The sequence below is a fragment of the Anaerostipes hominis (ex Lee et al. 2021) genome, from assembly GCF_002270485.1.
GTDB classification, from domain to species: Bacteria; Bacillota; Clostridia; order Lachnospirales; family Lachnospiraceae; genus Anaerostipes; species Anaerostipes hominis.
Genome location: NZ_NQOG01000012.1, coordinates 13,656 through 37,654 on the forward strand (window position 1 = coordinate 13,656; position 23,999 = coordinate 37,654).

Below are 23,999 nucleotides of genomic sequence, written 5' to 3' on the forward strand. Positions count from 1 at the left end.
ATGAAAGCAGTGAGACTAAATAAAATCGGAGATTTCCGGATGGAAGAAATGCCCCTTCCGGAGATAAAGGGAGAAGAACTCCTCGTGAAGGTGGAGGCCTGCGGGATTTGCGGCTCCGATCTTCCCAGGGTGTTTGAGCTGGGAGCACATGTTCACCCTATTACCATAGGACATGAGTTCGCGGGGACGATCGTAAAAGCAGCAAGGGAAGAAGACCAGGAACTGGTAGGGAAGACGGCGGCCGTCTTCCCGCTCATCCCATGCGGAGAGTGTGAATTTTGTAAAACTGGGCACTATGCTCAGTGTGCGAATTATAACTACCTGGGGTCCAGGTGTGACGGCGGATTTGCGGAGTACTGCGTCATCCCGTCCCGCTGGAATCTGGTATTTTCAGAAAACCCCGAAGTTACAAAGGAAGAACTGAGTCTGGTGGAACCGGCCACAGTGGCACAGCATGCGGTGAGAAGATCAGGGATCAAAGCCGGACAGACCATTGCTGTCTTCGGGGCAGGTCCCATCGGTATCATGGCGGCCCGATGGGCAGAACTTTTCGGTGCCGGGAAAGTGGTCTTGTTTGATATAAATGAAGAAAAAATTGAATTTGCCAGAGAGCGGGGACTGACCATCTTAAATTCTATGGAAGAAGATCCGGGAGACGGACTCGCAAGAGTGCTGGGAACGGATCATGTGGATGCAGTCATCGAGGGAACCGGGACTTCTGCAGCCCTTAACCAGTCAGTGGAGATCGTAAGAACTTTCGGACGGATCGCCATGCTCGGAAATCCCCACAGAGATACTTCTTTAAAGCTTAAGAATCACAGCAGCATCCTGAGAAAAGAAGTCGATATCGCAGGCGTGTGGAATTCCTATTACGCACAGATGCCTCTCAATGAATGGCAGTATACGGCAGAGATGATCGACGCGGGCAGACTCAAGGTGAATGACCTGATCACCCATACGTCCGATCTGGAACATTTGAGTGAGCTGTTTGAGCAGATTTATCATAAAGAAATCACGATCTGCAAGGCAATTTACAGCTCTAAGGCCTGAGAGAAAGGGGACAATTTTATGAAAGAGAAGTTTTCTGTCTCCCTGATGTGTATGGATTTTCTGAATGTCGGGGAACAGCTTAACATATTAAATGACTGGGTGGGAATGTACCACGTGGACATCATGGACGGTCATTACTGCAAAAATATCACCCTGTCACCGGATCTGGTGAAGAGTTTTAAGAAGGTCTCCAAAGTTCCGCTGGACGTACATCTGATGACGACCAATCCGGAGGACTGGATTGACCCGGTGGCAGAGGCAGGTGCGGATATCATATCTCTGCACGCTGAGACGATCAACGGGCAGGCATTCCGGCTGTACAACAGGATTGAGGAACTGGGATTAAAAGCAGGGCTTGTTTTAAACCCGGCAACTCCTCTTTCTGAGGCGGCTCATTACCTGAACCGGATTGACCTGCTGACCATCATGACCGTGGATGTTGGCTTCGCCGGGCAGCCGTTTATCGAAGAAATGCTCGTCAAGATCCAGGAGGCAAAGCGGATAAGGGAAGAAAAGGGATACCACTATCAGATACAGATCGACGGGTCCTGCAAGTCTTCTACGTTTAAAAAACTCACCGAGGCAGGTGCGGACATTTTGATTCTCGGAAGCTCCGGGCTGTTCGGACTGGACAAAGACCTGAAAACAGCCTGTGTGAAAATGACGGAAAGTTATAAAGCAGCTCTGGAGTGACAGGGAGGATAAAGTGGAATATAAAGATTTTAAAGAATTGATTCTGGGAGAACTTGACCAGTCACTGGCAGCGGTAGACGGACAGGAGGTCCGGGCACTGACGGAGATGATACTTCATGCGGAAAAGATATTTGTCACAGGTGTCGGAAGAGTCTTCATGATGATGGAAGCTTTTGCCAAGAGGCTGAATCATCTGGGTATCGATGCATTTTGTGTGGGAGATGTGAATGAGCCCGCGATCACCGAGAAAGACGTGTTAATCGCCGGTTCCGGCTCAGGAGAGAGTCTGATTCCTCTGGGACTTGTGAAAAAGGCAAAACAGTTCGGCGCGTCGGTGATCCATATCGGTTCCAATGCAAAAAGCTCCATGGCTCCCTATGAGGATCTGTTCGTGAGGATTCCGTGCAGGACAAAGCTTGATCTGCCGGACGAGATCGAGTCCGCACAGATCATGAGCAGCCTGTTTGAGCAGAGTCTTCTTTTGCTCTTGGATGCGGCGGCGCTGATGATCATGCAGGAAGAGCAAATTGACGACGTGGATTCTCTGTGGGAGAAGCACGCAAATCTGGAATAGGAGGATACAAAGATGGAACAATTATTGCTTGCAAGGGTAGATGACCGGCTGATCCACGGACAGGTGATGACCGCGTGGATGAAGCTTCTGCCTGCAAAAGAAATATTGATTGCAGATGATAAAGTGGCAAAAGACCCATTTATGACACAGGTGCTGACTATGGCGGCTCCGGCCGGGGTAAAGGTGAAAGTTTACTCCGTAGAAGAGGCGGCAAAAGCGCTGAAAGACGGCCTGAAAGTCCCGTCCATTATGCTGGCAAAAACACCGCTTACCTATGAAAAAATTGTAGACCTGGGAGCTCACATCCCTGCAATTAACATCGGAGGCATGGGGATCAGCGGCGAACGAAAGACTTTGTATAAAAATATCGCAGCCGACCCTCAGGAACGGGATGCGATCAGAAAGTTTCTGGATCAGGGAATCCAGGTGAAGATTCAGGTGATTCCTGCCGACAAGGTTGTGGATGTTGCCGGTCTCTTATAGAATGGGGGATACAGGGATGAAAGCTATGAGACTTCATGAAATAGGGAAATTTACACTGGACGAAGTGGAAGTTCCAAAGCCGCAGGGACACGAGATCCTTGTGAAGGTGGAAGCCTGCGGGATATGCGGCTCCGACATTCCCAGAGTCTATGAGCTGGGAACAAAGGTTTATCCGGTTACCCTCGGACATGAATACGTGGGCACGGTTGTGAGTGCCGGAAGTGAGGAGGATCAGGAACTTATTGGGAAAACCGGAGCAGTCTATCCGGTGGTTCCGTGCATGGAATGCCCCAGCTGCCGGATCGGCCAGTATGCCCAGTGTGAGAGCTACAAGAATTTGGGTTCCAGAACGGACGGCGGCTTTGCCGAGTACTGTCTGCTACCTTCGAGGAAACACCTTATATTCCCTGAAAATACAAAGGTATCTGCCGAACAGCTGGCTCTTGTGGAGCCTGCCTGTGTGGCCCTCCATGCGATTCGCAAGGGGGAGATCAAAGGCGGAGATACGGCAGTGATCTTCGGTGCAGGGCCCATCGGCATCCTGACGGCCCGCTGGTGCGGACTGTTCGGCATCCAGGCCGTATTGGTGGAGATCAGTGAGGAAAAAACAGAGTTTGCCAGGGAAAAAGGACTGGAAGTCATAAGTCCTGCGGACGGAGAGATACCGGAACAGATCCGGGCAATGACCGGAGGACACATGGCGGACGCAGTTATCGAAGGGACCGGAAGTTCTCCGGCGTGGAATCAGGCAGTGGAATGTTTAAAACCTTTTGGAATGCTGGTGCTTCTTGGAAATCCTCATCAGGACACAGTGCTCAAACTTGACAGCCACAGCCAGATACTGAGGAAAGAGTTACGGCTTACCGGGGTGTGGAATAATTACTATAATGACCTTCCGTTCAACGAATGGCAGTATACCGCGGACAGGATCGCCGATAAAAGTCTGAAAGTAGACGACCTGATCACCCACAGCGCCGATCTTGAACACCTGAAGGAATTGTTTGACCAGATATATAACAGAGAAATAACCATATGCAAGGCCGTCTGCCGGCCTTAAAAATAAAAGTCTGTATCACTCCTATAGTCGGAGGAGGATACAGACTTTTTCATTTCAGTAGGAAAGTTCTGCGACCTTCCCCATGAAATAAAAACGCTCTGCAGGTTGTGCACAGATGCGTAAGGAAATCATTTGACTACGTCAAATCGCATCTGGCACGCAAAGTTTAAAAGCCCCTCAAAGATTGAGATTATTCATAAAATCAGAAAAACGAAACATACTGATGAAAAGTAAAAAACAAACAATGGAGATAAACACATGAATTTGTATGACATTATGGGGCCGGTTATGGTAGGCCCGTCCAGTTCCCACACGGCAGGAGCTGTCAGGATTGGCCTGATTTCCAGGAAGCTTTTAGGAGAGAAAGTTCAAAAGGCCGAGATTTTATTTCACGGTTCTTTTTTTGCCACCGGTATCGGACACGGCACAGACCGGGCAGTCATCGCGGGACTTTTGGGAATGGCACAGGATGACCTGAGGATTCCGAAAAGCCTTGAGCTGGCCCGGAAACAGGGAATGGAATGGACGTTTGGAAGAGCGCACTTGAAAGATGTTCATCCAAACAGTGTAAAGCTGTGCCTCACAGGAGAAAGCGGAAGAAAACTTGAAATCGTGGCGAGCTCTCCCGGAGGCGGAAGAGTGGAGATCTGTCAGATGGATGGTCTTTACACGTCTTTTTCCGGTGATATGCCTGTACTGATCGTTCACAACCAGGACAGCCCCGGACATGTGTCTGCGGCTGCATCTCTGCTTGCAGACGCAGGAATAAATATAGCGTCCATGCGGCTCTCCAGGGATCGGAGAAACGGCAGTGCGGTCATGGTGCTGGAATGTGATCAAGAGATACCGGAAAAAACGGTGAGACAGATCGAAAAGATGAAAGGAATCCAAAAAGCCGCCAGTCTGGCGGGCATGGATTGAGGTGAAGGAACATGGGCTTTATATCGATGGCGGATATGGAAAAGGCGGCAGCAGCTGCGGGGATTCCTCTCTGGAAAGCGGTCATGGAGGAAGACATGAAAGAGCGCAGTGTATCAATGCAGGAGACAATGGATAAGATGAGGGAGCGTTATCATGCCATGAAACATGCAGATGAGGACTATGAGCAGAATTTAAAATCTTTCAGCGGCCTGTCCGGCGGTGACGGTGCAAACATGCATCGGTTTGTCCGGGAAGGAGAAGCCGTCTCCGGCGGCTTTATGGGGATGGTCGTCACAAGAGCATTGAAAATGGGAGAATCCAACGCCTGCATGAAACGGATTGTGGCTGCGCCCACGGCAGGAGCCTGCGGCGTGGTGCCGGCAGTCTTTCTGACGTATGAACAGTTTTATCGGATACCGGAAAGAACGATGATCGAGGGGCTTTTCATGGCCGCTGGAGCCGGTCAGGTCATTGCCCGCAGAGCCAGTATTTCCGGTGCACAGGGCGGCTGCCAGGCGGAGGTTGGGACCGCGTCTGCTATGTGCGCGGCGGCGCTGACCTCCATTCGGGGAGGAAGTAATGAACAGATCCTTTCGGCAGGAGCATTTGCCATGAAAAGCCTGCTCGGACTGGTCTGCGATCCTCTGGGAGGACTGGTGGAAATTCCGTGCATCAGAAGAAATGTGGCGGGAGCCGTCAGCGCAGTGGCCTGTTCGGACATGGCGATGGCTGGAATTCTTACGAGAGTGCCATTTGACGAGGTGATCGATGCCATGGGAGAAATCGGAGAAATGATGCCGGGAGGACTCAAAGAGACAAGCCAGGCAGGGCTTGCCGTCACAGAGACCGGAAAAAGGGTCGCTCTCGATCTGGCCCAGAGGAATCAGACTCCCCAATGTTAAAAAAATACCCGGCCTGTAAATGTTAAGGCCGGGTATAAGTATCTTTATTTTAATTTAGTAACGGTTCTGGCTGTTGCACATCTTGATCTTTTCTTCCACAACAGCTGCCATTGCTTCTTTTGCTTCCTTTGTGTAAATCCTTGGATCGTTGGCATCCGGATTTTCAACCAGGGTCTTTCTCAGTTCCTGAGAGTAAGGAATTTTTAATTCCGTAGCAATGTTGACCTTACAGATTCCAAGCTCGATCGCACGTCTTACAGCGTCGCCCGGGACACCGGATGCACCGTGGAGCACAAGCGGTATAGATACTTCCTCACGAATCTCTGCCAGACGGTCGAAGTCAAGCTTTGGCTCCTCTTTATATAAACCGTGGGCGGTACCGATGGCTACAGCCAGGGAATCAATGCCCGTGCGGGCTACATAGTCGGCAGCCTGTGCAGGATTTGTGTACATGGAGTCCTTTTCGTCTACCACAAGGTCATCCTCGCGTCCGCCTAAACGTCCGAGTTCTCCCTCTACGGTAACATCATGGAGATGAGCATAAGCCACGACTTTCTTTACTTTTTCTATATTCTCTTCATATGGAAGGCTGGAAGCGTCGATCATAACAGATTTTGTGCCAAGGTCGATGGATTCTTTGATACCGTCAAATTCTTCATGGTGGTCCAGGTGAAGTGCCACCGGAACATTATATTTTTTAGCAGTTGTCTCGACGATCGCCTGAAGATAATCACGGTTTGCATAAGAAAATGTACCCGGAGTGCCTGCCAGAATGATCGGAGAGCCAAGCTTTGCAGAAGTCTCTGCCACTACCTGAATCGTCTCTAAGTTGTGAATGTTAAATGCCGGCACGGCATATCGTTTTTCCTGTGCATCTAATAACATATGTCTGGTTGATACCATCTTACTCATATTCATCCTCCTAAAGCTTTCCTGCTTTTTGTCTTAGTTTAACCATTTACATTATAAAAAAACCGGGGGTGAAAATCTTTTCAGGTTATGAAAACGGATGAAAATCATGTATAATAAAAAAGATCTTTCACACAGACAGGAGGGACGAGTGATGATTATTGAAATAAACAGCAAGATTGCAGAAAATCTGTCCAAGACCGAATTGGGAGTTGTCAACTATATCAATGACAATGAGGACAAACTTTCAGACCTGTCCATAGTAGATATTGCTTTTGAAACATTTTCCTCCCCGGCAACCGTGTCCAGAGCCATCCGCAAATGCGGGATCAATGGGTTTAACGAGCTGCGGTATAAATTAACGGCAAAGACGGAAGATACAGAAGTGAAAGACTTGAATGAAATCATGAACAAGTCTCTGATCGAGGCGACTTCCGTGATTGAGCATATGTCCATTCCCAATGTGCTGGATATTCTGCATGCCATGAAGGATGCCAAAAGGGTTCTGATCTTTTCCAGAGGGCCTACACACTTGGTGGCGCAGGAGCTGAGCATGAAGCTTCAGGTGCTGGATTTTTTTGTGGTGGATGTGGAAGACCCGCAGATCATGAGGATCATGTCAAAGAACTTACAGGAAGATGAGGTTGTGATCATCCTGTCGTTAAACGGGGAGACCAAGGAGCTGATCGACTCAGCCAGGAACGCAAAACTCAGAGGCTGTAAGGTGATCACGCTCTGCTGCAGCAGTACCAGTGAGCTATTTGAGTATTCAGATTATACATGGCTCGGATACAAACACTCTCACATTGCAATAAGAAACTATGAGGTAACGTCCAGGCTTCCGCTGTACATTATGTGCCGAATCCTCGTAGACTTTTTAGTCGAGAATATAGACCATAAAAAATAAGGCCCAAAGAGGCCTTATTTTTTGTCCATTCTTGTATTCTATTCATGATATCCAGGGGAAGACGACTTCTTCGGATAAGGTGTGACAGCATCTGTACGGTCCATCAGATAATCCAGGCTGGTATTATAAAAATCTGCTAAAAGCAGCAGATTTTCAACTGTAGGGATTGATTCCCCTGTCTCATATTTTGAAATAGTACTTTGGCTGATTCCGGTCTCCATTTGTACTCTTAATTGGGTGATATCCCTGGAAACCCGGATGAACTTTATATTCTTCATTTCTGTTACCTCCATACTATGATTCTCTCAAAAAAAAGATATATAATTTATGATAGGATGATATAAATTATTCCAATATTGAATATTAAGGCTAAGGGTACAGAATCACTTGGTTTTCTTACATTGTAATATTTCTCAGAGGAGGTAGAAAAACTTGACATTTATTCTTATTAAGAATAATATATTCTTGTATCGAATAAACAGATATGGATTGAAACAAAACAATGTAAACAACAGGAGGTACGTAGTATGAAAAAGAAGCTTACGGGGAAACGTCTTCGTAAATCGGCAGTGAGCCTGGCATTATCAATGGCAATGGTGTGCTCGACAGGGGCACCGGCTTTTGCTGCAGGACCAGTCTCAAATAAGGCAGTAAATGAGGCAGTGAAAAGAGCGACGGAAGGACTGAGCTTCTCCGTTGGGGGAGCAGCCTATGAGAATGGGGCTTCCATTCCTTGGGGAGCAACTGTCAAAGTGGAGGGAACTACAGATGAAAGTACATACAGCTGGAAACAGGATGGAGAAGCCATTGAGGGTGAGGAGTCTTCTATAGATATCTCTGGGAAAGAAACGGTAGGACACACTTATACAGTGACGGAGACGTCAGAAGACGGAGAGACCACGTCAGAGGCATCCTTTACTGTAGGAAAAAAAGAGGTCAAAAAATTATCGTTTTCCGATGAAAAACAGACATATGATGGAAAAAGCCATGAGCTCTCCATCAAAAAGATTGACGGTCTTGATTTTTCTGAGGAAGAGTTTGGAACTGTAATACCGGAATACAGTGAGGATACAGTAAATGCCGGAACTGTGACGGTGACGGCGGGTGTGAACAATAAGTATTATGAAGGAACAGCTGCGGGAAGCTATGAGATAGAGAGAGCAAGTTTAACAGGGAAAAGCCCGGAAGTAAGTGTCTCAGGTGATTTCACTTATACAGGGGAACCTGTGGTGCCCGGCAAGTCTTCGGTAACCGTAAAAGTAAACGGACAGATTCTGAGGGATAAAGATTATACAGTGGAGTGGTCCGACAATACAAAAACAACAGATACACCAAAGGCCGTGATCACAGGTGCAGAAGGCGGAAATTATGCTGACAGCAGTGAACAGGTTGAGGTTTCCGGCTTTAAGATTTCAGCAAAAGCGGATGAGAGTCTGACAGCCGATCAGACAGCCGATCTTACCTATACCGGATCAGCTCTGACTCCAGTACTGAACGTCATGTCCGGCGATAAGGAGCTGTCAGGTGACACAGATTACACTGTTACTTACCACAAAGGAGAAACAGCAGAGGGAGATACAGTAGAGCCGGAAGAGTTGATCAACGCCGGAACCTACACAGCCCAGATCACCGGAACCGGCGATTATGAAGGATCAAAGGGAAGCGTGACATTTACCATTGCTCCGAAAAAAGTAGGAGAAATGACCGTAAAGCTGGAGGATGAAAGTCAGGATATCACTTATGACGGAACGGAAAAGAAGCCTGGCATTAAGGTTACATATGAAGACGGAGAAGAAAAGACATTAGAAGCTGCAGATTTTTCAGTAGAATATAAAAATAATGTCAATGCTGCGCAAGCAGATGCTGAAGCGGCTCCTACTGCAGCCGTCACCGTCGGGGGTGGAAATTATGAATATACTGGCAGTGATCCTCTGGAGGTAAAATATACAATTGAAGCATGTGATATCAGCAGCTATAAAGTGGCATTCGCAGAAGGTGCAGAGACATCATTTGTATACAATGGAAAAGCCCAGGCTCCGGCCGCAAAAGATATCATCGTGAAAGAGGGGGATGACAGCACACCATTAACTTCAGATGATTTCACAGTAAAACCGGAGGAGTTAAAAGGAACCAAAGCGGAAAACGGCATCAAGGCTGTGGTAGAAGGAGCGGGAAACTATAAAGGAACCGTGGCAGGTGAGACAGCGGAGGCTCTTACCTACAACATTATTCAAAAATCGATCTCAGATGTTTCCATTGAAGGCATCCAGGATAAGTACCGCCAAAAGGACGACGGTTCAGCTATTGACGAGCCAGAGGTCGTGGTAAAAGACGGTGATACAGAATTAGTTCTAGATACTGACTACACTCTGGAATATCAGACGGAAGATGGAACAAAATTAGAAAATGGTGCGGCTGACCTAAAGAATGCAGGACAATATAAACTCGTGATCACTGCAAAAGAAGGCGGCAACTATAAAGATTCAGCGGAGAAATCATTTGAGATCACAGCGGCTGTGGATATTTCAGATGAAGCTGTAAAAGGTGAAGTCACCACTTCCTATATTTATGACGGAACAGCCAAGAAACCGGCGGCAGAAGATATCAAGTTGACAGACGGAAAAGGAAGTGTGATCCCGAAGGATGCCTACCGTATCAGATCTTATAAAAATACAACAAAGGCGGGAGACAATGCAAGTGTTACCGTAGAAATACTGGATTCCTGCGCGGACTATAAAGGTACAAAAGAGATTAAGTTTACCATCGCTCCGCAGGATATTTCTGAAAATTACAGCGACAAGGTAACAGGATTGGATGCCGTAACCTATAACGGAAGCGGGCAGACACCAACAGTAGAGGTAATGGGACTTACGGAGGAGGATTATACCGTCATATTAAATTCCGGAATTGAGATGCTGAATGCACAGACATATGATGTCGAGATCAATGGAATCGGCAACTATACAGGAACTATTAAGAAGACATTTACAGTAAATCCTGCCAATGCCGCTGGAAAGCTGACGGTTCCGTATATGCTGGAGGATCAGGTGTACACAGGTTCAGAGATCAAACCGGATGTAAACTTAAGCGCCATAAACGAGGAAGATGAATCTACATATCCATCAGTAAACCGTTATGCCGACAATGTAAATACGGGAATGGCAGTTGTATACACAGATGCAGTAGGAAATTATACAGGTACATTTGTGACTGTATTTAAAATCACTGCAAAGGATCTGAGGGATGCAAAGATCACAGCTGCGGATCAGACCTACACAGGAGGTGAATTAAAACCTGCTGTGACAGTTACAGACGGGTCAAGAGTTCTAAAGGCAGGCACAGATTATGATACAGCTTATACAGGAAATATCAATGCGGGAACTGCCAAAGTGACAGTGACCGGCAAAGGTAATTACAAAGGAACAGCAGAAAAGACCTTTAAGATCTCAGCGAAATCCATCGCAGGTGCAAAAGTGACCGCGGCAGATAAGACCTATACCGGAAAGAATCTGACGACTTCTGTCACAGTAAAAGACGGCAGCAGGACTTTAAAATCCGGAACAGACTACACGCTTTCATACAAAAACAACAAAAACCCGGGAACGGCAACAGTGACCGTGACTGGAAAAGGAAATTATGCTGGAAGTGTATCAAAGACATTCAAAATCACAGTAAAGGTTTCCAAAGCTTCCCTGACAAGCGCAAAGAAAACATCCAAGAAGGGCCAGCTGAAAATTAAATGGAAGAAGGTTTCCGGTGCGACAGGATATCAGGTATATGCTGCACAGAATAAAGGCTTTACCAAAAAGGTGAAGAAGGCTACCATCAAATCAGGAAAAACAGCAAGCACCACATTAAAGGGACTCACAAAGAAGAAGACTTATTATGTACGCATCCGTGCAACAAAGAAAATTGCAGGAAAGACATACTACGGTGCATGGAGTACGGTAAAGAAGACAAAAACAAAATAATAAATCCATGAGGATATGAAATCCCGGAGGCTTTACAGGCTTCCGGGATTTTTCTAATTTTATGGTATTTGGTCCACTTTGTTCCGTTTTCAGGATATGAAAAGATTTTCATGGAATACTTGTCTATAATAAAGACTGTAAAAAGAGATTGTATTCTATGGAGGAGCAGTATGATTTATACGTTAACTACAAATCCTGCCATCGATATGAACATTTCCACAAAAGGAATGGAACGTGCAAAAGTAAACCGCACATTCGATACGGTTTACACTCCCAATGGAAAAGGTGTCAACGTCACGCTGACATTAAAGCATTATGGGGTAGATTCCACGGTTACTGGATTTTTTGGAGGATTTTCGGGAAAATATATTGTAGAGGAACTGGAAAAAAGACAGGTGGCGGTCAAGCCGGTCTGGGTCGGTGACACAACAAGGATCAATATATTTTTAAATGATGGAGAGGGCGAATTCAAATTTGTCAACAGCGGATCGTTTGTCGGAAGAGACCAGCAGGAAGAAATGCTGAATCTTTTTGAGACAGCCGAAGATCTGAGCTGCCTTGTGATCAGCGGCAGTCTTCCGCCTGGAATCGAACCGAGTTATTATGAAAGTATTATGTCAATCTGTAAAAAGAGGGGCATTGATGTGGTGCTGGATATCAGCTCCCCGAAACTGAAAGACTTATTAAAATACCAGCCCTTGCTGATCAAACCAAACGATGAAGAGATTGAAGAGATCTTCGGGATCAAGATCAAGGACGAAGAAGACATTCTGCATGTCCTTACCTTTCTGAAAGAACAGGGGGCCAGGAATGTACTGCTGACGCTCGGAAGCAAAGGAGCGTATTTCAGTAACGGAGAAGATGTGTATTATTCATCTTCCCAGCCGGTTAAGTTATTAAGCTCGGCGTGTGCGGGAGATGCCGCATTGGCAAGCTTTTTAAGCCTTTGGCTCGATCATCCGGAAAATGTTGAGGATGCATTGAAGCGTTCGGCTGCCACAGGGGCAAATGTGGCGGAGAGCAACGCACTCGGTGATTTTGCCAAAGTAGATACTTACTTTCACAATATCAAAATAAGAAAGGTGGAGAAATGATATGAAAAAACTATTAGGTGTTACAGGTTGCCCAACCGGGATCGCCCATACTTACATGGCGGAGGAAGCTTTGAAGGAAGCTGCCGAAAAGCTGGGCGCTGAAATGAAAGTTGAGACCAACGGAGCTGTTGGTGTCGAGAATGAATTGACTGCTGAGGATATTGCTGAATGTGACGGAATTATTGTAGCTTGTGATAAAAATGTAGACATGGACCGTTTTAACGGAAAACCAGTCATAGAAGTGCCGGTCTCAGACGGGATCAGCAAAGCGGAAGAATTAGTGCAGAAGATGCTTGATGGAAACGTTTCAGTAAGAGGTGGGGAAGTGAAGGCAGCCGGAAGCGAAAAGAAAGCAGAAGAAGGAAAAGATTCTATTGGACATCAGATCTATAAGCATCTGATGAACGGTGTCTCCCATATGCTTCCGTTCGTTGTAGCCGGTGGTGTATTGACAGCCATCTCTTTCTTATGGGGTATTTATTCAGCAGACCCTACAAATGCTCAGTATAATGAAATAGCAGCCACTATCAAGACCGTCGGCGGTACATCTATGGGAATGATGGTTCCTGTGCTGGCAGCATTCATCGCCCAGTCAATCGGTGACCGTCCGGGTATGATCGCAGGTTTTGTAGGCGGTATGATCGCCAACACCACAGGGTCTGGATTTATCGGAGCCATCATCGCAGGTTTCTTTGCAGGATACTTATGTAAGTTTGTTGTAAACGCTTTAAAAGGACTCCCAAGACAGCTGGAAGGTTTAAAGTCTATCTTCTTTATACCGATTATCACAGTGGCCATCGTAGGTATTTTGATGCAGATTACCGCAGGGCCGGTTTCCGGGATCAACAAGGGAATGATGGATTTCTTAGCAGGATTACAGAACTCCAGCCCGATCATCTTAGGACTTGCTGTAGGCTGTATGTCTGCATTTGACATGGGAGGCCCAATCAACAAAGCGGCTTATGTCACAGGAACAACACTTTTAGCACAGGGAAACTTCTACTTTATGGCAGGTGTGTCCGCTGCATGTATTACACCGCCGTTGATCATCGCGCTTGCAGCGACATTTGCACCAAAGAAATTTACAAAATCTGACCGTGCAGCAGGACTTGTAAACTATGTATTAGGATTTACACACATAACAGAGGGAGCGATTCCGTTTGCAGCCAAGGATCCGGTAAGGGTACTTCCGATCTTAATGGCAGGATCTTCTATCTCAGCGATTCTTTCCTACGTGATGAAGGTCCAGGTTCCGGCACCTCACGGCGGATTCTTGATCCTTCCATTAGTACATCCGGCTGTCACATGGGTATTATGTATCCTGGCAGGTTCTGTAGTAGGCGCAGTACTTTATGTTCTCACTGCAAAGGATGTAGAACAGAAATAAACGTTTACCCTACTGGGTATTAGAAAGGTTGGTAACTTTTATGGAAATTATGGAATTATTTGATGAGTCAACAATGAATCTAAACTTACAGGGAGAGACAAAAGACCAGATCATTGAAGAAATGGTAACACTTTTAGATGAAGGCGGAGTGCTCGCTGATAAGGACGACTATAAAAAAGCGATCTATGCCAGAGAAGAACAGTCCTCCACAGGACTTGGATTTGACATTGCGATCCCGCATGCCAAGACCGCAGCAGTAAAAACTGCACGGGTGGCCTTCGGAAAGTCTGACAAAGGATTTGATTTCGGAGCCGAGGACGGGACAAAAGCACACCTGATTTTCATGATAGCGGCAACCGATACAGACAGCAACCTGCATCTACAGGCGCTGGCGACACTCTCAAGAAATTTGATTAAAGCAGACTTCAGAGCGAAGCTTCTGGCAGCCAATACTGCAGGAGAGGTTATGGATGTGTTAAAGACTTTATAATAGCAGATATCAGAAAAAGCGGCGGAATTTATTTCTGCCGCTTTTTTAGAACGTTTACAGGTTCAAAAATTTTATTGATTTACACTTAATTGATAAGACCTGGTTTGATACGTATTGTCTTTTCCTTTAGGATCTTTTACTGTTGTTATTTTTATATTTTTTTTGATTGTTGCTCTAGCTGCCTTATGCGAGTCTTTTAGCAGATGAAAATAATCAGCAATCCCTTGGGCATCCTTCTCAGCCATTTCTTGAATTTTTTCATCGGAAGAAAAATATGATTGAAATTCATCTATATTATCCATATATCCGTGTTCAATAATAATAGCGATCATATCCTCATTAATTCCACCTTTTACGATCGCATAATAGTCACATAATCTGCCATTTCTATAGGTATTTCTGTTCTCAGACAATCTACGCAGCAGCCCTCTGTTTTTCAGCCCAAGTTCACTGATGCGGTTTAATATATTTGCACCTAATTGCTCTTCCTCTTGTGCCAGATTTTCTTTTTCATTTCCGCTGGCAACCAAAACGTAAGCGCCGTCTTTTGCATTAACAATGCTGCCTTTGGCATTATGATGAATACTTATCAATGCGTCCGCCTGATCTTTTTTTGCTTTTTCCACTCGTTTCTTTAAAGATATATTTTTGTCTGTCTTGCGAGTCATAGAAACAGTAACTCCCTGATATTTTTCTAACTCTGTTTTCAAGTACAAAGATAATTTTAAATTTAAGGTTTTTTCATAGGTTACTGTCCCATCTGCTGTAATCTGGGCACCTGTATCAACACCGCCATGTCCGGGATCGATTTCTATTCTCACTTTCTCAACCTTATCCTTATTTGAAACTGTCACTTCGGTTGCCTTCGCAGCTGTCCTTTTATCCGTTTTATTCGGCACATTTATTTTCTTTGCATAGATTAAAAAGATAAGCACACCACAAACAACAAAAACAAAGAATGTTAGTTTTTTCATGGGCAGCCTCTATGATTCGTCAGACAGAAATTCATTGTATGTTCGGATTTCCTTCGTTGAACCGCTGAAAGATGCTCCGCGGTAAAAACAGTCAGCCATATAATCTGCCTGGCCCTTTGGATTATTACTCTTATCATCTGCTTTATATTTAAATTTAAGAATGTAATCATAGGTTCCATTAGAAGCAATGATCATATATTGACCTATGGTTTTATCACTATTTAAGTGACCGCCATAAATTTTTCTGCAAAAGGCTCCTGACTTTTTAACCCCCTCTGTTGGAAACTTAAAATAAAAGTGGGAGAATTCATCTTTATAATCTTCCGCCAGATTTTTTACTTCCTGCTGCGCGGATCCAGCGGTTGCCTTTTGAGAAAATACAGTATATTCAGTCACCCCGTCGTCTGCCGAAAAAACATATTTCCCATCTTTATTAATATCTACACGGTTGAAGAAGTTCTTAGGATACACAAAGCTATATCCCCCGCTGGTATTGCAAGTTACCTTTTTATATAATTGGGTATTTAGGCATTTGCTGTAGTCATTGGTACTGTTGGCATCCACTGCAATTTTACTATTGGTGTTATCGTTGTTTTTTCTTTCTGTAGCTGACTCGGATGTAGTCTTTTTTGCTGCCGTAGTTTTTTCTTCCTCTGCAGCTGTGTTTTCAGTTGTGACGTTATCAACTGTGGGAGCGCTTGGCGTCTGTTCTTTATTTGCAGACACATAGCAAACAATATTTAAAATAATGGATAAAGCGACTGCAATGCTCAAACCAAGAATGATTTTCTTTTCTTTTTGTCTCATATTTATCTCCATTTCTTTCTCAAATGTATCACTGTATTATAAAAAGCATTATGATTACATAGCTATTTTCCAGGATCCATCCACAAACACCATATAAAAATCTTCATCAATGGAGAGCGTATCTTTTGTAGCTTGTCCCCAGAGTTCGTTTGTATAAGTATATTCACAACTTGCATTAAATGAAATATAAGGCTCCTTAAAGTTCTTTGCCGGACTTTCCATAATTTCACCTGTTTGAGGCTGAGTCTGAATGTCTGCTTTGGAGTTCTTGGTACCTCCATAAACAGTATAGGAAGAGATAAAGCTTTCCGCATCTTCTTTTGAATAGAAATAATCTTGGATCTCATCAGCAGAAACATCTTTTTTTCCCAGATAGTTGGTCCACTCTTTTAAAAAATTTATCACTGTGTTTTTTGCTGCCTGAACTTGCTTATTGCTATACTTAAGTGAAAGTTCTTTTAAAGAACCCGTGTTTAACTCATAAGTATCTTGTGATAAAAAATCATCCTTATCCTCAAAGGTTACAGTGTGATTGCCTTCTAATACTTCAATATCATAATATTTTTCATCTTCCTCTTCTTTCAGATAAATATCTTTGATCCTAGTTCCGTCTATAGAAACTGGACACTGTTGAATATATGGAATTTCTACTTGGACAGTATCAACCTTTAAGTCAGCTAATTCCCACTGGTCAAAGAAAAAATATCTTTTTTTATTTAACTTTTGAACATTGCAGTAGTAATCAGACCCAAAATAAACCTGTTTTTCTGCTGAGTCTTTATCATTACTGCTATTGATCTCACCTAACTCACCTGTTACATTTGCCATGACTTTTTCATAAGAGGCTTTCGTAATAAATTCTGTTTCGGTGATATTTGTCATGTCATAGATTTTATCCCACTGTTGATTGTTGTAATACTTACGATATTGCTCCGCTGTTTTTTCGGCGGTATTAAATTTACTTCCTTCTATGTAAAAAAAACCAACACTGATACATAAAATGAAAATAAGAATTCCAATAATGGTTTTACCTTTCTTTGAGAATTCTTCCCCTTTCTTTTTTGTCTTTGCCGGTTTTCTTTTTGTTTCTTTTTTTATATGCAAAGAGGAACCACACTCTTCACAAAAATTTCCGTCGGGTACATCTTTTCCACAATTTGGACAAATCATAATTTTATCTTCTCCTCTATAATCCCATAAACATATTTCTTCCATAGTTGCTTACTATATTGGTAAGAGATGTTTTAAGAACAATATATAAAACAAGACTCACAACAATAAATACCACCGCAAGAATATACATAGTTTTTTCTTTATCTGCGCCTTTCACTTCATCAACCGCTTTTCCCATCAAAAAAGTAGAAGCAAGCTTCCCGCTGATGAAAACAAGGATACCGAATCCTGGATTTAATAACAGGCAGATGATACCTAGTACTAAAAATAGAATATTAATTGCTGCTGTTGTTGCCGGTACGGTCATAAAATCAACATAGGCTGCGTCACTCTTGCTTATCATTTTTTCCAATGCCCAAAGCACAAGTGTCGTCAGTGCGTTCATTCCAATGACAAACAAAAGTGCATAGAAAAATATTTTTGGATAAGAGACCATCTGACGTCCAAAATATGATGATCCTAAAGTGGATGATACAAGTATCATCAAACAAATGCCTGTAATAATGCCCTCACCCAGCCAAGTTACTGCACTCTCTTTCAGCGAAAACGATGCAGTAATTTGTTTTGCTCCGGAGGCAGGTTTCACTAGTACTTTTTTTATTCCGCTTGAAATTTTATTTTTATCAATATCTTGAAAGAAACTTGTTTCATCTTCTTTGATCTGACAAGTACAAACCTCCCCGTCTTCTAACCTTTTTCCGCAAAATTTACAGTATTTCATACATAATTCCTCCCTTTTCTCTTGTAACTGTATTATTATACCAATAATTGACTAAAATTTCAATTACCTCATCATCTTGTAAAACGATTTTATGAATAAAAAAAGGTCTCATGCAAAATTGCCTTTGCATGACACCTTTTGTTTTGACATGCTTATCTAGCAGATACTGCGTCCGTGTTCTACATGATTGGAGTGAGGCATTCTAAGAGCCGAACGGAAATCATGTGGAAAATGTCACACCAAGATAACTTCCGTGAGTTCACTCAGTGTTTTATAAACAGCAGACGGCAGATCTTTATCCGTGATAAAATAGTCGATATCCTTCCAGTTGGCGTACTGCACCAGAGAGCAGATATGGGCCTTGGAGCTGTCAGAGATGACAACAATGATCTTAGACTGGGGGATGATGGCCTGCTTGATCTGTGCATCTGTGAATTCTGAGACTGCCGGCCCGTTGTGCTGCTCAAATCCGCTGGTCCCCAGAAATGAGATATCTACCTTGATAGTGTTGATAAAGTTGGTGGTCTGGAACCCTTCTGTGGACATATTGTTCGGGTTCAGCTGGCCGCCGGTTAAGATGGTCACGTTGTTGCCGTTATTTAAATGGTAAGTGGTGTTGATGGCATTGGTCACAATGGTATAACCGGATTTCTGGCTTAAAAGCTGTGCCATGCACTGCATTGTGCTTCCGGCGTCAAGATAAATGACACCCTGTTCCGGGATCAATTCCAATCCCTTCTCACAGAGGGCATACTTTACGGAGCTGTTTTCGCTGACCCGTGTTTCGATGGGGATCGGGCGGAAGCTTGAGACCAGGGTGGCGCCCCCGTGGCTGCGCTCTATAGCCCCGATCTCCTGAAGATGAGTCAGGTCTCTTCTGATGGTTTCTTTTGTCACTTCAAATTTATCTGCAAGATCGCCGATCTTAGCACTTCCTGTACTGTTGATATATTCGACGATTTCCTTCTGCCGTTCTTTTGCGAGAAGTTTTCCCATGTCCGTTCCTCCTTTTTTACTGTTACACTCATCATAACAGAAATTCAAATTCATTTCAAATTTAAATCCACAAAAACAAAAACAAAACAACAAAAACAAACGTAATTTATGTCAGAGTATTGACATAACAAGGAAAAAATCATATAATTTACCCATAAAACAAAAATAAACGGACATAAAACAACGTAAACAAAATTTAATGAGGTAGATCATGAAAAATTGGAAAGAGTATGTGTTTGATGTCAATGGATTTCAGATCAATACGCTTTACAGCGAGGAAACCATAGAAACCATTTTCCTGCCCATGCTGAGAAAATTCACCGGTATGCAGAAAAAACTGGGCCGGAGACTGATCGTATTTCTGGCGGCGCCGCCGGCAGTGGGAAAGACAACACTGTCCAAGTTTCTGGAATATCTGGCTGTGCAGCAGGAAGATCTGACAGAGATACAGGCGATAGGACTGGATGGTTTTCACTACCACTCAGATTACATTAATACCCACAATGCGGTCGTGATGGGAAAAGAAGTTCCTATGAAGAAAGTAAAGGGATGTCCTGAAACTTATAATACCGGGAAGCTTGAGGAGAAGCTTGGAAGGATCAAAGAAGAAGATATTCTCTGGCCCATATATGACAGAAACATCCACGATGTGGTGGAAGATTTGGAAAAAATTACGAAGGACATTGTGCTGATCGAAGGCAACTGGCTGCTCCTTGATGAGGAGCCGTGGAAGACATTAAAGGATACCGCAGATTATACGATATTAATCCGCTCTGAAGAAGAGACGTTAAAGGAACGGCTGATCGGAAGGAAGATGAAGGGCGGCCTTACGAGAGAAGAGGCAGAAGACTGGTACATAAACAGCGACAGCGTGAATGTGAGAAGGGTTTTGGAGACTTCTCTGGATGGGGATTTGATGTTAAAGGTAGAACCAGACGGAGATTATACGAGGAGGATAAAGGATGAAATCAACAGCGGCAGTTCTTGCAGGGAAAAATCAGGTTTATGTAAAGGAAGTGGCCCTTCCGGAAATCGGAGAAGAGGAACTCTTGGTAAAGGTTGTGTCAAACAGCATTTGCCTGTCAACTTATAAGGCGGCACTGCGGGGCGGGGAGCACAAGAGGGTGCCGGATGATCTGAGTCCGGAGCACCCGACGATTACCGGCCATGAGTTCGGCGGATACATCGTAGAAGTGGGAGAAAAGCTGAAAGACCGCTTCAAGCCGGGAGAAAAATTCGTACTCCAGCCGGCTATGGGACTTCCGAGCGGATATTCTGCCGGATACAGCTACGAATACTATGGAGGAAACGCAACCTACTGTATTATTCCGAAGGTTTCCATCGACATTGGATGTGTACTTCCGTATGACGGTGATTATTTTGCAAATGCATCTCTGGCAGAGCCGATGTCATGTATCATCGGAGCATTTCACGCTACCTACCACACAACACCGTATGTGTATGAACACAGAATGGGATTAAAGGACGGGGGAAGTGTGGCTCTTCTGGGATGTGCGGGTCCGATGGGGATCGGAGCCATTGATTATGCACTGAACGGGCCGTATCATTCAAAGCGCATCGTTGTGACGGACATCAATGAAGAAAGGCTTGAGAGAGCAAAATCCCTGATTACTCCGGAGGATGCGGCTTCTAAAGGTGTGGAACTCATTTATGTGAACACCGCAGGAAAAGAAAATGCGACAGAAGAACTGAAAGAATTAAACGGTGGGAAGGGATATGATGAAGTATTCGTATTCGCACCGGTGGAATCCCTCATCGAGATGGGAGACGATCTTTTAGGAAACGACGGCTGCCTGAATTTCTTTGCAGGGCCTACGGACAACAACTTCAAGGCAAAATATAATTTCTACAATGTCCACTACGAAGGAACCCACATCTGCGGAACTTCAGGAGGAGCGCCTGTGGATATGATCGAGTCTCTGGAACTGTCTGCGGCAGGAAAGATCAATCCGTCTTACATGGTTACACATATCGGAGGCATTGACGCGGCACCGGATACGATCCTGAATCTGCCGAAGCTTCCGGGAGGCAAAAAACTGATCTACCCACATATCAAGATGGAACTGACTGCCATTGAAGATTTTGAGGAATTGGGAAAAGAGAACGAGATGTTTGCACATCTGGCAGAGATATGCAAGGCAAACAATAATGTTTGGTGCAGAGAGGCGGAAGAATATTTACTCGACACTTTAGCACCGGAAGAGTAAGAGAGAATGACGAAGAAGAGCCCTGTTTAATTTCAGGGCTTGCCCACTTTGTTCTCCTGGGAGAGCTGTACCTAAAAATATCAATATATGTTTTTATTTTATGTGAAACTGTTGACTTTGAGTGGGGTCTAAATGCTATCATGGAAAAACATCAATAATGATGTTTGAATATTTATGTAATAAACAGAAGGAGGCCCCACATTGTATCTGTTATTTTTCATACTGCCGATCCTGATCCTCATACCGACAGGAATATATTTATATGTTTTCTTCCGCAGGATTCTGAGCCTTTTCTTAAAAAGGGACGTACGCCTGGCGAAAGGACTGAGTGCGGCTTTGGCATTGGCCTGTGTTTTTTCTGCCTGGCCGGCCTATGGATGGGGAGGAGTAGCCGTCCTGCATCTTGCAGGAGTCTCCCTGGTCATTGAGCTGGTCAATTTTCTCATCAAAAGAGCACCGTTTGTTTTCAAAAAATGGGATCTGATTTACAGAAGCGGAGTACTGTCTTTTCTCATCATTTCGGTTGTTTTTTCTTACGGATATATGAATATGCAGAAGATTGAGAAGACCGGTTACAGGATCGGGACTTCTAAGATTCATCAAGAGGAAACACTCAGGATAGTCCTGATGTCGGACATCCACCTGGGCGTTACGATGAGTGCCGAAGACCTGGAGAACTGGTGCAGTAAAATACAGAATCAGGAGCCGGATCTGGTTCTTTTGGCCGGAGATATCTTCGATGAGGATACAGGGAGAGTAGAGATGGAACGGGCGGCCAAAGCTTTGGGACGGATGCAGAGTACTTACGGAATTTTTTATGTATATGGGAATCATGATTCCAATCAATACAGGGAAAAGCCGGAGTACACTTCCGGACATCTCAGGAATACTTTAGAAAAAGCCGGAGTCCATGTGCTGGAGGATGAGGTGTTTAAGACAGGGAATCATATCTGCATCATCGGAAGAAAGGATGCCGGTGACCAGGACAGGAAGAGTCTGAAAGAGATCATGAAAGATGCACCGGAAAACAGTTTCAGAATCCTAATGGATCACCAGCCCGGAGATCTGAAGGAAAATAACAGGCAGGGGATCGATCTGCAGGTGTCGGGCCATACCCATGCGGGACAGATCTGGCCTACCGGGCAGTTGATGCAGCTTCTTGGAATCAATGAGATCAACTATGGCTTCCGGAAGACCGGAAATCTTCAGACAGTGGTGACATCGGGCATGGCGGGATGGGGATATCCGATCCGCACGGGAGGACACTGTGAATATGTGATCATAGATGTGGTGTCAAAGGAATGAGGTTTCACCACGGCGTGTTTTGTCTCTGTATTCGGTTCCCCACTGCGCCATGGAGTCCAGGATCGGTTTTAAGCTCAGGCCGGTCTCTGTGAGAGAATACTCTACTTTCGGAGGGACCTGAGGATATCCTTATTTTTAAGGAGGTAACAAGATGGAATGGTTGAAAAAACTTGGAGCAGCCATTGATTACATAGAAGATAATCTGGATAAGGAAATATCGTATGATGAAGCAGCCCGCATTGCGTGTTGTTCTCCCTATTATTTTCAACGTATTTTTTCGTATGTTTCGGGTATGTCACTGTCTGAATACATATGTTGCTGAAAAATGACACAGGCGGCATTTGAATTGCAGCGGAAGGACTGTAAGGTAATAGATATTGCTCTGAAATATGGATATTCTTCTTCGACTTCTTTTTAATCGGGCATTCCAAAATATTCACGGTATTACGCCGACAGCAGCAAAATCTATGGGCAGCATTTTGCAGGCATATCCGTCAATTCAGTTTTCAATCAAAATATCAGGAGGAAGTTCGATGGCGTATCACATTGCAGAAAAACAGCCTTTGCGTATCGTGGGTATCCGTATTCCAATGGTTGAGGATACGGAAGAAAATCTAAGGGCAGTTCCTGATTTTTGGAAATCCACGGTGCAGGGAAATCAATTATGGAAAATATACAGATTATCCAATCAAGAGCCGGGCGGAATATTGGAATTAGTGTATTACCTTAAAAGGCGACCATTATGAAATGGGAGTGAATGAATATGGTCTTGCAGTTGCGATGACATTTGTGATGACTGCTCCTCAAAAGATACAGGCGGGATTTAATTCTTGCTTCATTGTGAGGTATTTGCTTGAAAAAGCGAAAGATACGAAGCAGGCAATTTCATTGCTTTGTAATTTACCCATAGCTTCTAATTGTAATATTTTACTTGCAGATAAAAGCGGCAGAATGGTAGTGGTTGAGTGCACGCCGTCTGTCAAAAAAATCCGAAAAGCAGAAGCTTTTGATAGTGGAAGAATTGTTTGTACGGTCAACAGTTTTGCGTCTGATGATATGAAAATGCATGATGACGTACATGGGAATGACTATGATTCCCACAAACGGTACGAGGTTGTCATAGACAGTTTTTCTTCAGGGAAGATAAAAGATGATTATATTGAAACCACCAAACATCTCTTAAAAGGTGATTATGGCTTTATGTGCCAATATGATAATGAGCCAGACTTTGAAACCGTTTGGAGTTCCATTTTTGATTTAGGGAGTTTAATCATTTACCGTGCAGAGGGTGACCCAAGAAAAAAGAAATTCGTGATAGATAACAGACTGCATGATATTGGTGTCAAATGAGGATAAT

At 44.2% G+C, this 23,999-nt stretch carries 25 protein-coding genes and 1 pseudogene; 18 read left to right on the plus strand and 8 right to left on the minus strand.

What is annotated here, in order from left to right:
- The 7 genes from CI597_RS11445 to sdaAA all read left to right on the plus strand — a co-directional run bounded on the left by CI597_RS11445 (position 1) and on the right by sdaAA (position 5,680).
- Positions 1-1,050 (plus strand): galactitol-1-phosphate 5-dehydrogenase, encoded by a 1,050-nt coding sequence (locus CI597_RS11445; RefSeq protein WP_024728585.1) that lies wholly within the window; start codon positions 1-3, stop codon positions 1,048-1,050.
- Between the two features lie 18 nt (positions 1,051-1,068).
- Entirely contained in the window at positions 1,069-1,743 is a 675-nt protein-coding gene (gene alsE, locus CI597_RS11450) for a D-allulose 6-phosphate 3-epimerase (protein ID WP_024728584.1), read from the plus strand.
- Positions 1,744-1,756: 13 nt separating this feature from the next.
- Complete coding sequence (gene hxlB, locus CI597_RS11455) at positions 1,757-2,317, plus strand: 6-phospho-3-hexuloisomerase (RefSeq protein ID WP_024728583.1); 561 nt, start codon at positions 1,757-1,759, stop codon at positions 2,315-2,317.
- Positions 2,318-2,329: 12 nt separating this feature from the next.
- Complete coding sequence (locus CI597_RS11460; protein WP_006567449.1) at positions 2,330-2,800, plus strand: PTS sugar transporter subunit IIB; 471 nt, start codon at positions 2,330-2,332, stop codon at positions 2,798-2,800.
- 16 nt (positions 2,801-2,816) lie between these two features.
- Positions 2,817-3,857, plus strand: a complete 1,041-nt coding sequence (locus CI597_RS11465) for a galactitol-1-phosphate 5-dehydrogenase (protein ID WP_024728582.1) — start codon at positions 2,817-2,819, stop codon at positions 3,855-3,857.
- Between the two features lie 258 nt (positions 3,858-4,115).
- Complete coding sequence (gene sdaAB / locus CI597_RS11470; protein ID WP_024728581.1) at positions 4,116-4,778, plus strand: L-serine ammonia-lyase, iron-sulfur-dependent subunit beta; 663 nt, start codon at positions 4,116-4,118, stop codon at positions 4,776-4,778.
- Positions 4,779-4,789: 11 nt separating this feature from the next.
- Complete coding sequence (gene sdaAA / locus CI597_RS11475; RefSeq protein WP_024728580.1) at positions 4,790-5,680, plus strand: L-serine ammonia-lyase, iron-sulfur-dependent, subunit alpha; 891 nt, start codon at positions 4,790-4,792, stop codon at positions 5,678-5,680.
- Between the two features lie 54 nt (positions 5,681-5,734).
- Here sdaAA and CI597_RS11480 read toward each other — a convergent pair whose 3' ends face one another.
- A complete protein-coding gene (locus CI597_RS11480; protein WP_198959580.1) occupies positions 5,735-6,592 on the minus strand; it encodes a tagatose bisphosphate family class II aldolase in 858 nt (285 codons plus the stop codon).
- A 151-nt stretch (positions 6,593-6,743) separates the two neighbouring features.
- Here CI597_RS11480 and CI597_RS11485 point away from each other — a divergent pair, with 151 nt between their 5' ends.
- Complete coding sequence (locus tag CI597_RS11485) at positions 6,744-7,496, plus strand: MurR/RpiR family transcriptional regulator (RefSeq protein ID WP_024728578.1); 753 nt, start codon at positions 6,744-6,746, stop codon at positions 7,494-7,496.
- A 38-nt stretch (positions 7,497-7,534) separates the two neighbouring features.
- Here the strand turns inward: CI597_RS11485 and CI597_RS11490 are convergent, their stop codons facing one another.
- A complete protein-coding gene (locus CI597_RS11490) occupies positions 7,535-7,774 on the minus strand; it encodes a helix-turn-helix domain-containing protein (RefSeq protein WP_024728577.1) in 240 nt (79 codons plus the stop codon).
- Between the two features lie 249 nt (positions 7,775-8,023).
- On the opposite strand from CI597_RS11490, the gene CI597_RS11495 reads away from it, so the two are divergent.
- The 4 genes from CI597_RS11495 (at position 8,024) to CI597_RS11510 (ending at position 14,438) form a co-directional block, all read left to right on the plus strand.
- Positions 8,024-11,467: a hypothetical protein gene (locus CI597_RS11495; RefSeq protein WP_024728576.1), complete on the plus strand. Its 3,444-nt coding sequence runs from the start codon at positions 8,024-8,026 to the stop codon at positions 11,465-11,467.
- 170 nt (positions 11,468-11,637) lie between these two features.
- The gene (locus CI597_RS11500; protein ID WP_024728575.1) at positions 11,638-12,561 is read left to right on the plus strand and encodes a 1-phosphofructokinase family hexose kinase; all 924 of its coding nucleotides are present in this window, start codon (positions 11,638-11,640) and stop codon (positions 12,559-12,561) included.
- A 1-nt stretch (position 12,562) separates the two neighbouring features.
- The gene (locus CI597_RS11505; protein WP_024728574.1) at positions 12,563-13,948 is read left to right on the plus strand and encodes a PTS fructose transporter subunit IIC; all 1,386 of its coding nucleotides are present in this window, start codon (positions 12,563-12,565) and stop codon (positions 13,946-13,948) included.
- Positions 13,949-13,988: 40 nt separating this feature from the next.
- Complete coding sequence (locus tag CI597_RS11510; protein WP_024728573.1) at positions 13,989-14,438, plus strand: PTS sugar transporter subunit IIA; 450 nt, start codon at positions 13,989-13,991, stop codon at positions 14,436-14,438.
- Between the two features lie 71 nt (positions 14,439-14,509).
- On the opposite strand, the gene CI597_RS11515 is transcribed toward CI597_RS11510, so the two are convergent.
- The 5 genes from CI597_RS11515 to CI597_RS11535 all read right to left on the minus strand — a co-directional run bounded on the left by CI597_RS11515 (position 14,510) and on the right by CI597_RS11535 (position 19,109).
- On the minus strand, positions 14,510-15,412 hold the full coding sequence (locus CI597_RS11515) for an N-acetylmuramoyl-L-alanine amidase family protein (protein ID WP_024728572.1): 903 nt from the start codon (positions 15,410-15,412) through the stop codon (positions 14,510-14,512).
- 9 nt (positions 15,413-15,421) lie between these two features.
- The gene (locus CI597_RS11520; protein ID WP_024728571.1) at positions 15,422-16,219 is read right to left on the minus strand and encodes a hypothetical protein; all 798 of its coding nucleotides are present in this window, start codon (positions 16,217-16,219) and stop codon (positions 15,422-15,424) included.
- 54 nt (positions 16,220-16,273) lie between these two features.
- Positions 16,274-17,389: a zinc ribbon domain-containing protein gene (locus CI597_RS11525; RefSeq protein WP_024728570.1), complete on the minus strand. Its 1,116-nt coding sequence runs from the start codon at positions 17,387-17,389 to the stop codon at positions 16,274-16,276.
- Between the two features lie 16 nt (positions 17,390-17,405).
- On the minus strand, positions 17,406-18,113 hold the full coding sequence (locus CI597_RS11530; protein ID WP_024728569.1) for a hypothetical protein: 708 nt from the start codon (positions 18,111-18,113) through the stop codon (positions 17,406-17,408).
- A 234-nt stretch (positions 18,114-18,347) separates the two neighbouring features.
- Entirely contained in the window at positions 18,348-19,109 is a 762-nt protein-coding gene (locus CI597_RS11535; RefSeq protein ID WP_024728568.1) for a DeoR/GlpR family DNA-binding transcription regulator, read from the minus strand.
- A gap of 211 nt (positions 19,110-19,320) precedes the next feature.
- Here CI597_RS11535 and CI597_RS11540 point away from each other — a divergent pair, with 211 nt between their 5' ends.
- From CI597_RS11540 to CI597_RS11550, 3 genes are all read left to right on the plus strand, one after another.
- Entirely contained in the window at positions 19,321-20,202 is an 882-nt protein-coding gene (locus CI597_RS11540; RefSeq protein WP_024728567.1) for a nucleoside/nucleotide kinase family protein, read from the plus strand.
- The gene (locus CI597_RS11545; RefSeq protein WP_235824613.1) at positions 20,126-21,337 is read left to right on the plus strand and encodes a zinc-binding dehydrogenase; all 1,212 of its coding nucleotides are present in this window, start codon (positions 20,126-20,128) and stop codon (positions 21,335-21,337) included. The genes CI597_RS11540 and CI597_RS11545 overlap by 77 nt, the downstream gene beginning before the upstream one ends.
- Positions 21,338-21,538: 201 nt before the next feature.
- Positions 21,539-22,642, plus strand: coding sequence for a metallophosphoesterase (locus tag CI597_RS11550; RefSeq protein WP_024728565.1), 1,104 nt, complete (start codon positions 21,539-21,541; stop codon positions 22,640-22,642).
- Here the strand turns inward: CI597_RS11550 and CI597_RS11555 are convergent.
- A pseudogene (locus tag CI597_RS11555) lies at positions 22,631-22,768 on the minus strand (winged helix-turn-helix transcriptional regulator); the annotation flags it as partial. The gene CI597_RS11550 and the pseudogene CI597_RS11555 overlap by 12 nt on opposite strands.
- A gap of 25 nt (positions 22,769-22,793) precedes the next feature.
- On the opposite strand from CI597_RS11555, the gene CI597_RS18600 reads away from it, so the two are divergent.
- From CI597_RS18600 to CI597_RS11565, 3 genes are all read left to right on the plus strand, one after another.
- Positions 22,794-22,964: a helix-turn-helix domain-containing protein gene (locus CI597_RS18600; RefSeq protein WP_235824611.1), complete on the plus strand. Its 171-nt coding sequence runs from the start codon at positions 22,794-22,796 to the stop codon at positions 22,962-22,964.
- A 145-nt stretch (positions 22,965-23,109) separates the two neighbouring features.
- Positions 23,110-23,388, plus strand: a complete 279-nt coding sequence (locus CI597_RS18605; protein WP_235824612.1) for a hypothetical protein — start codon at positions 23,110-23,112, stop codon at positions 23,386-23,388.
- A 1-nt stretch (position 23,389) separates the two neighbouring features.
- Positions 23,390-23,992 carry a C45 family autoproteolytic acyltransferase/hydolase gene (locus CI597_RS11565; RefSeq protein ID WP_024728563.1) on the plus strand — a complete coding sequence of 201 codons (603 nt, stop codon included), beginning with the start codon at positions 23,390-23,392 and terminating at the stop codon, positions 23,990-23,992.
- Positions 23,993-23,999 lie beyond the last annotated feature (7 nt).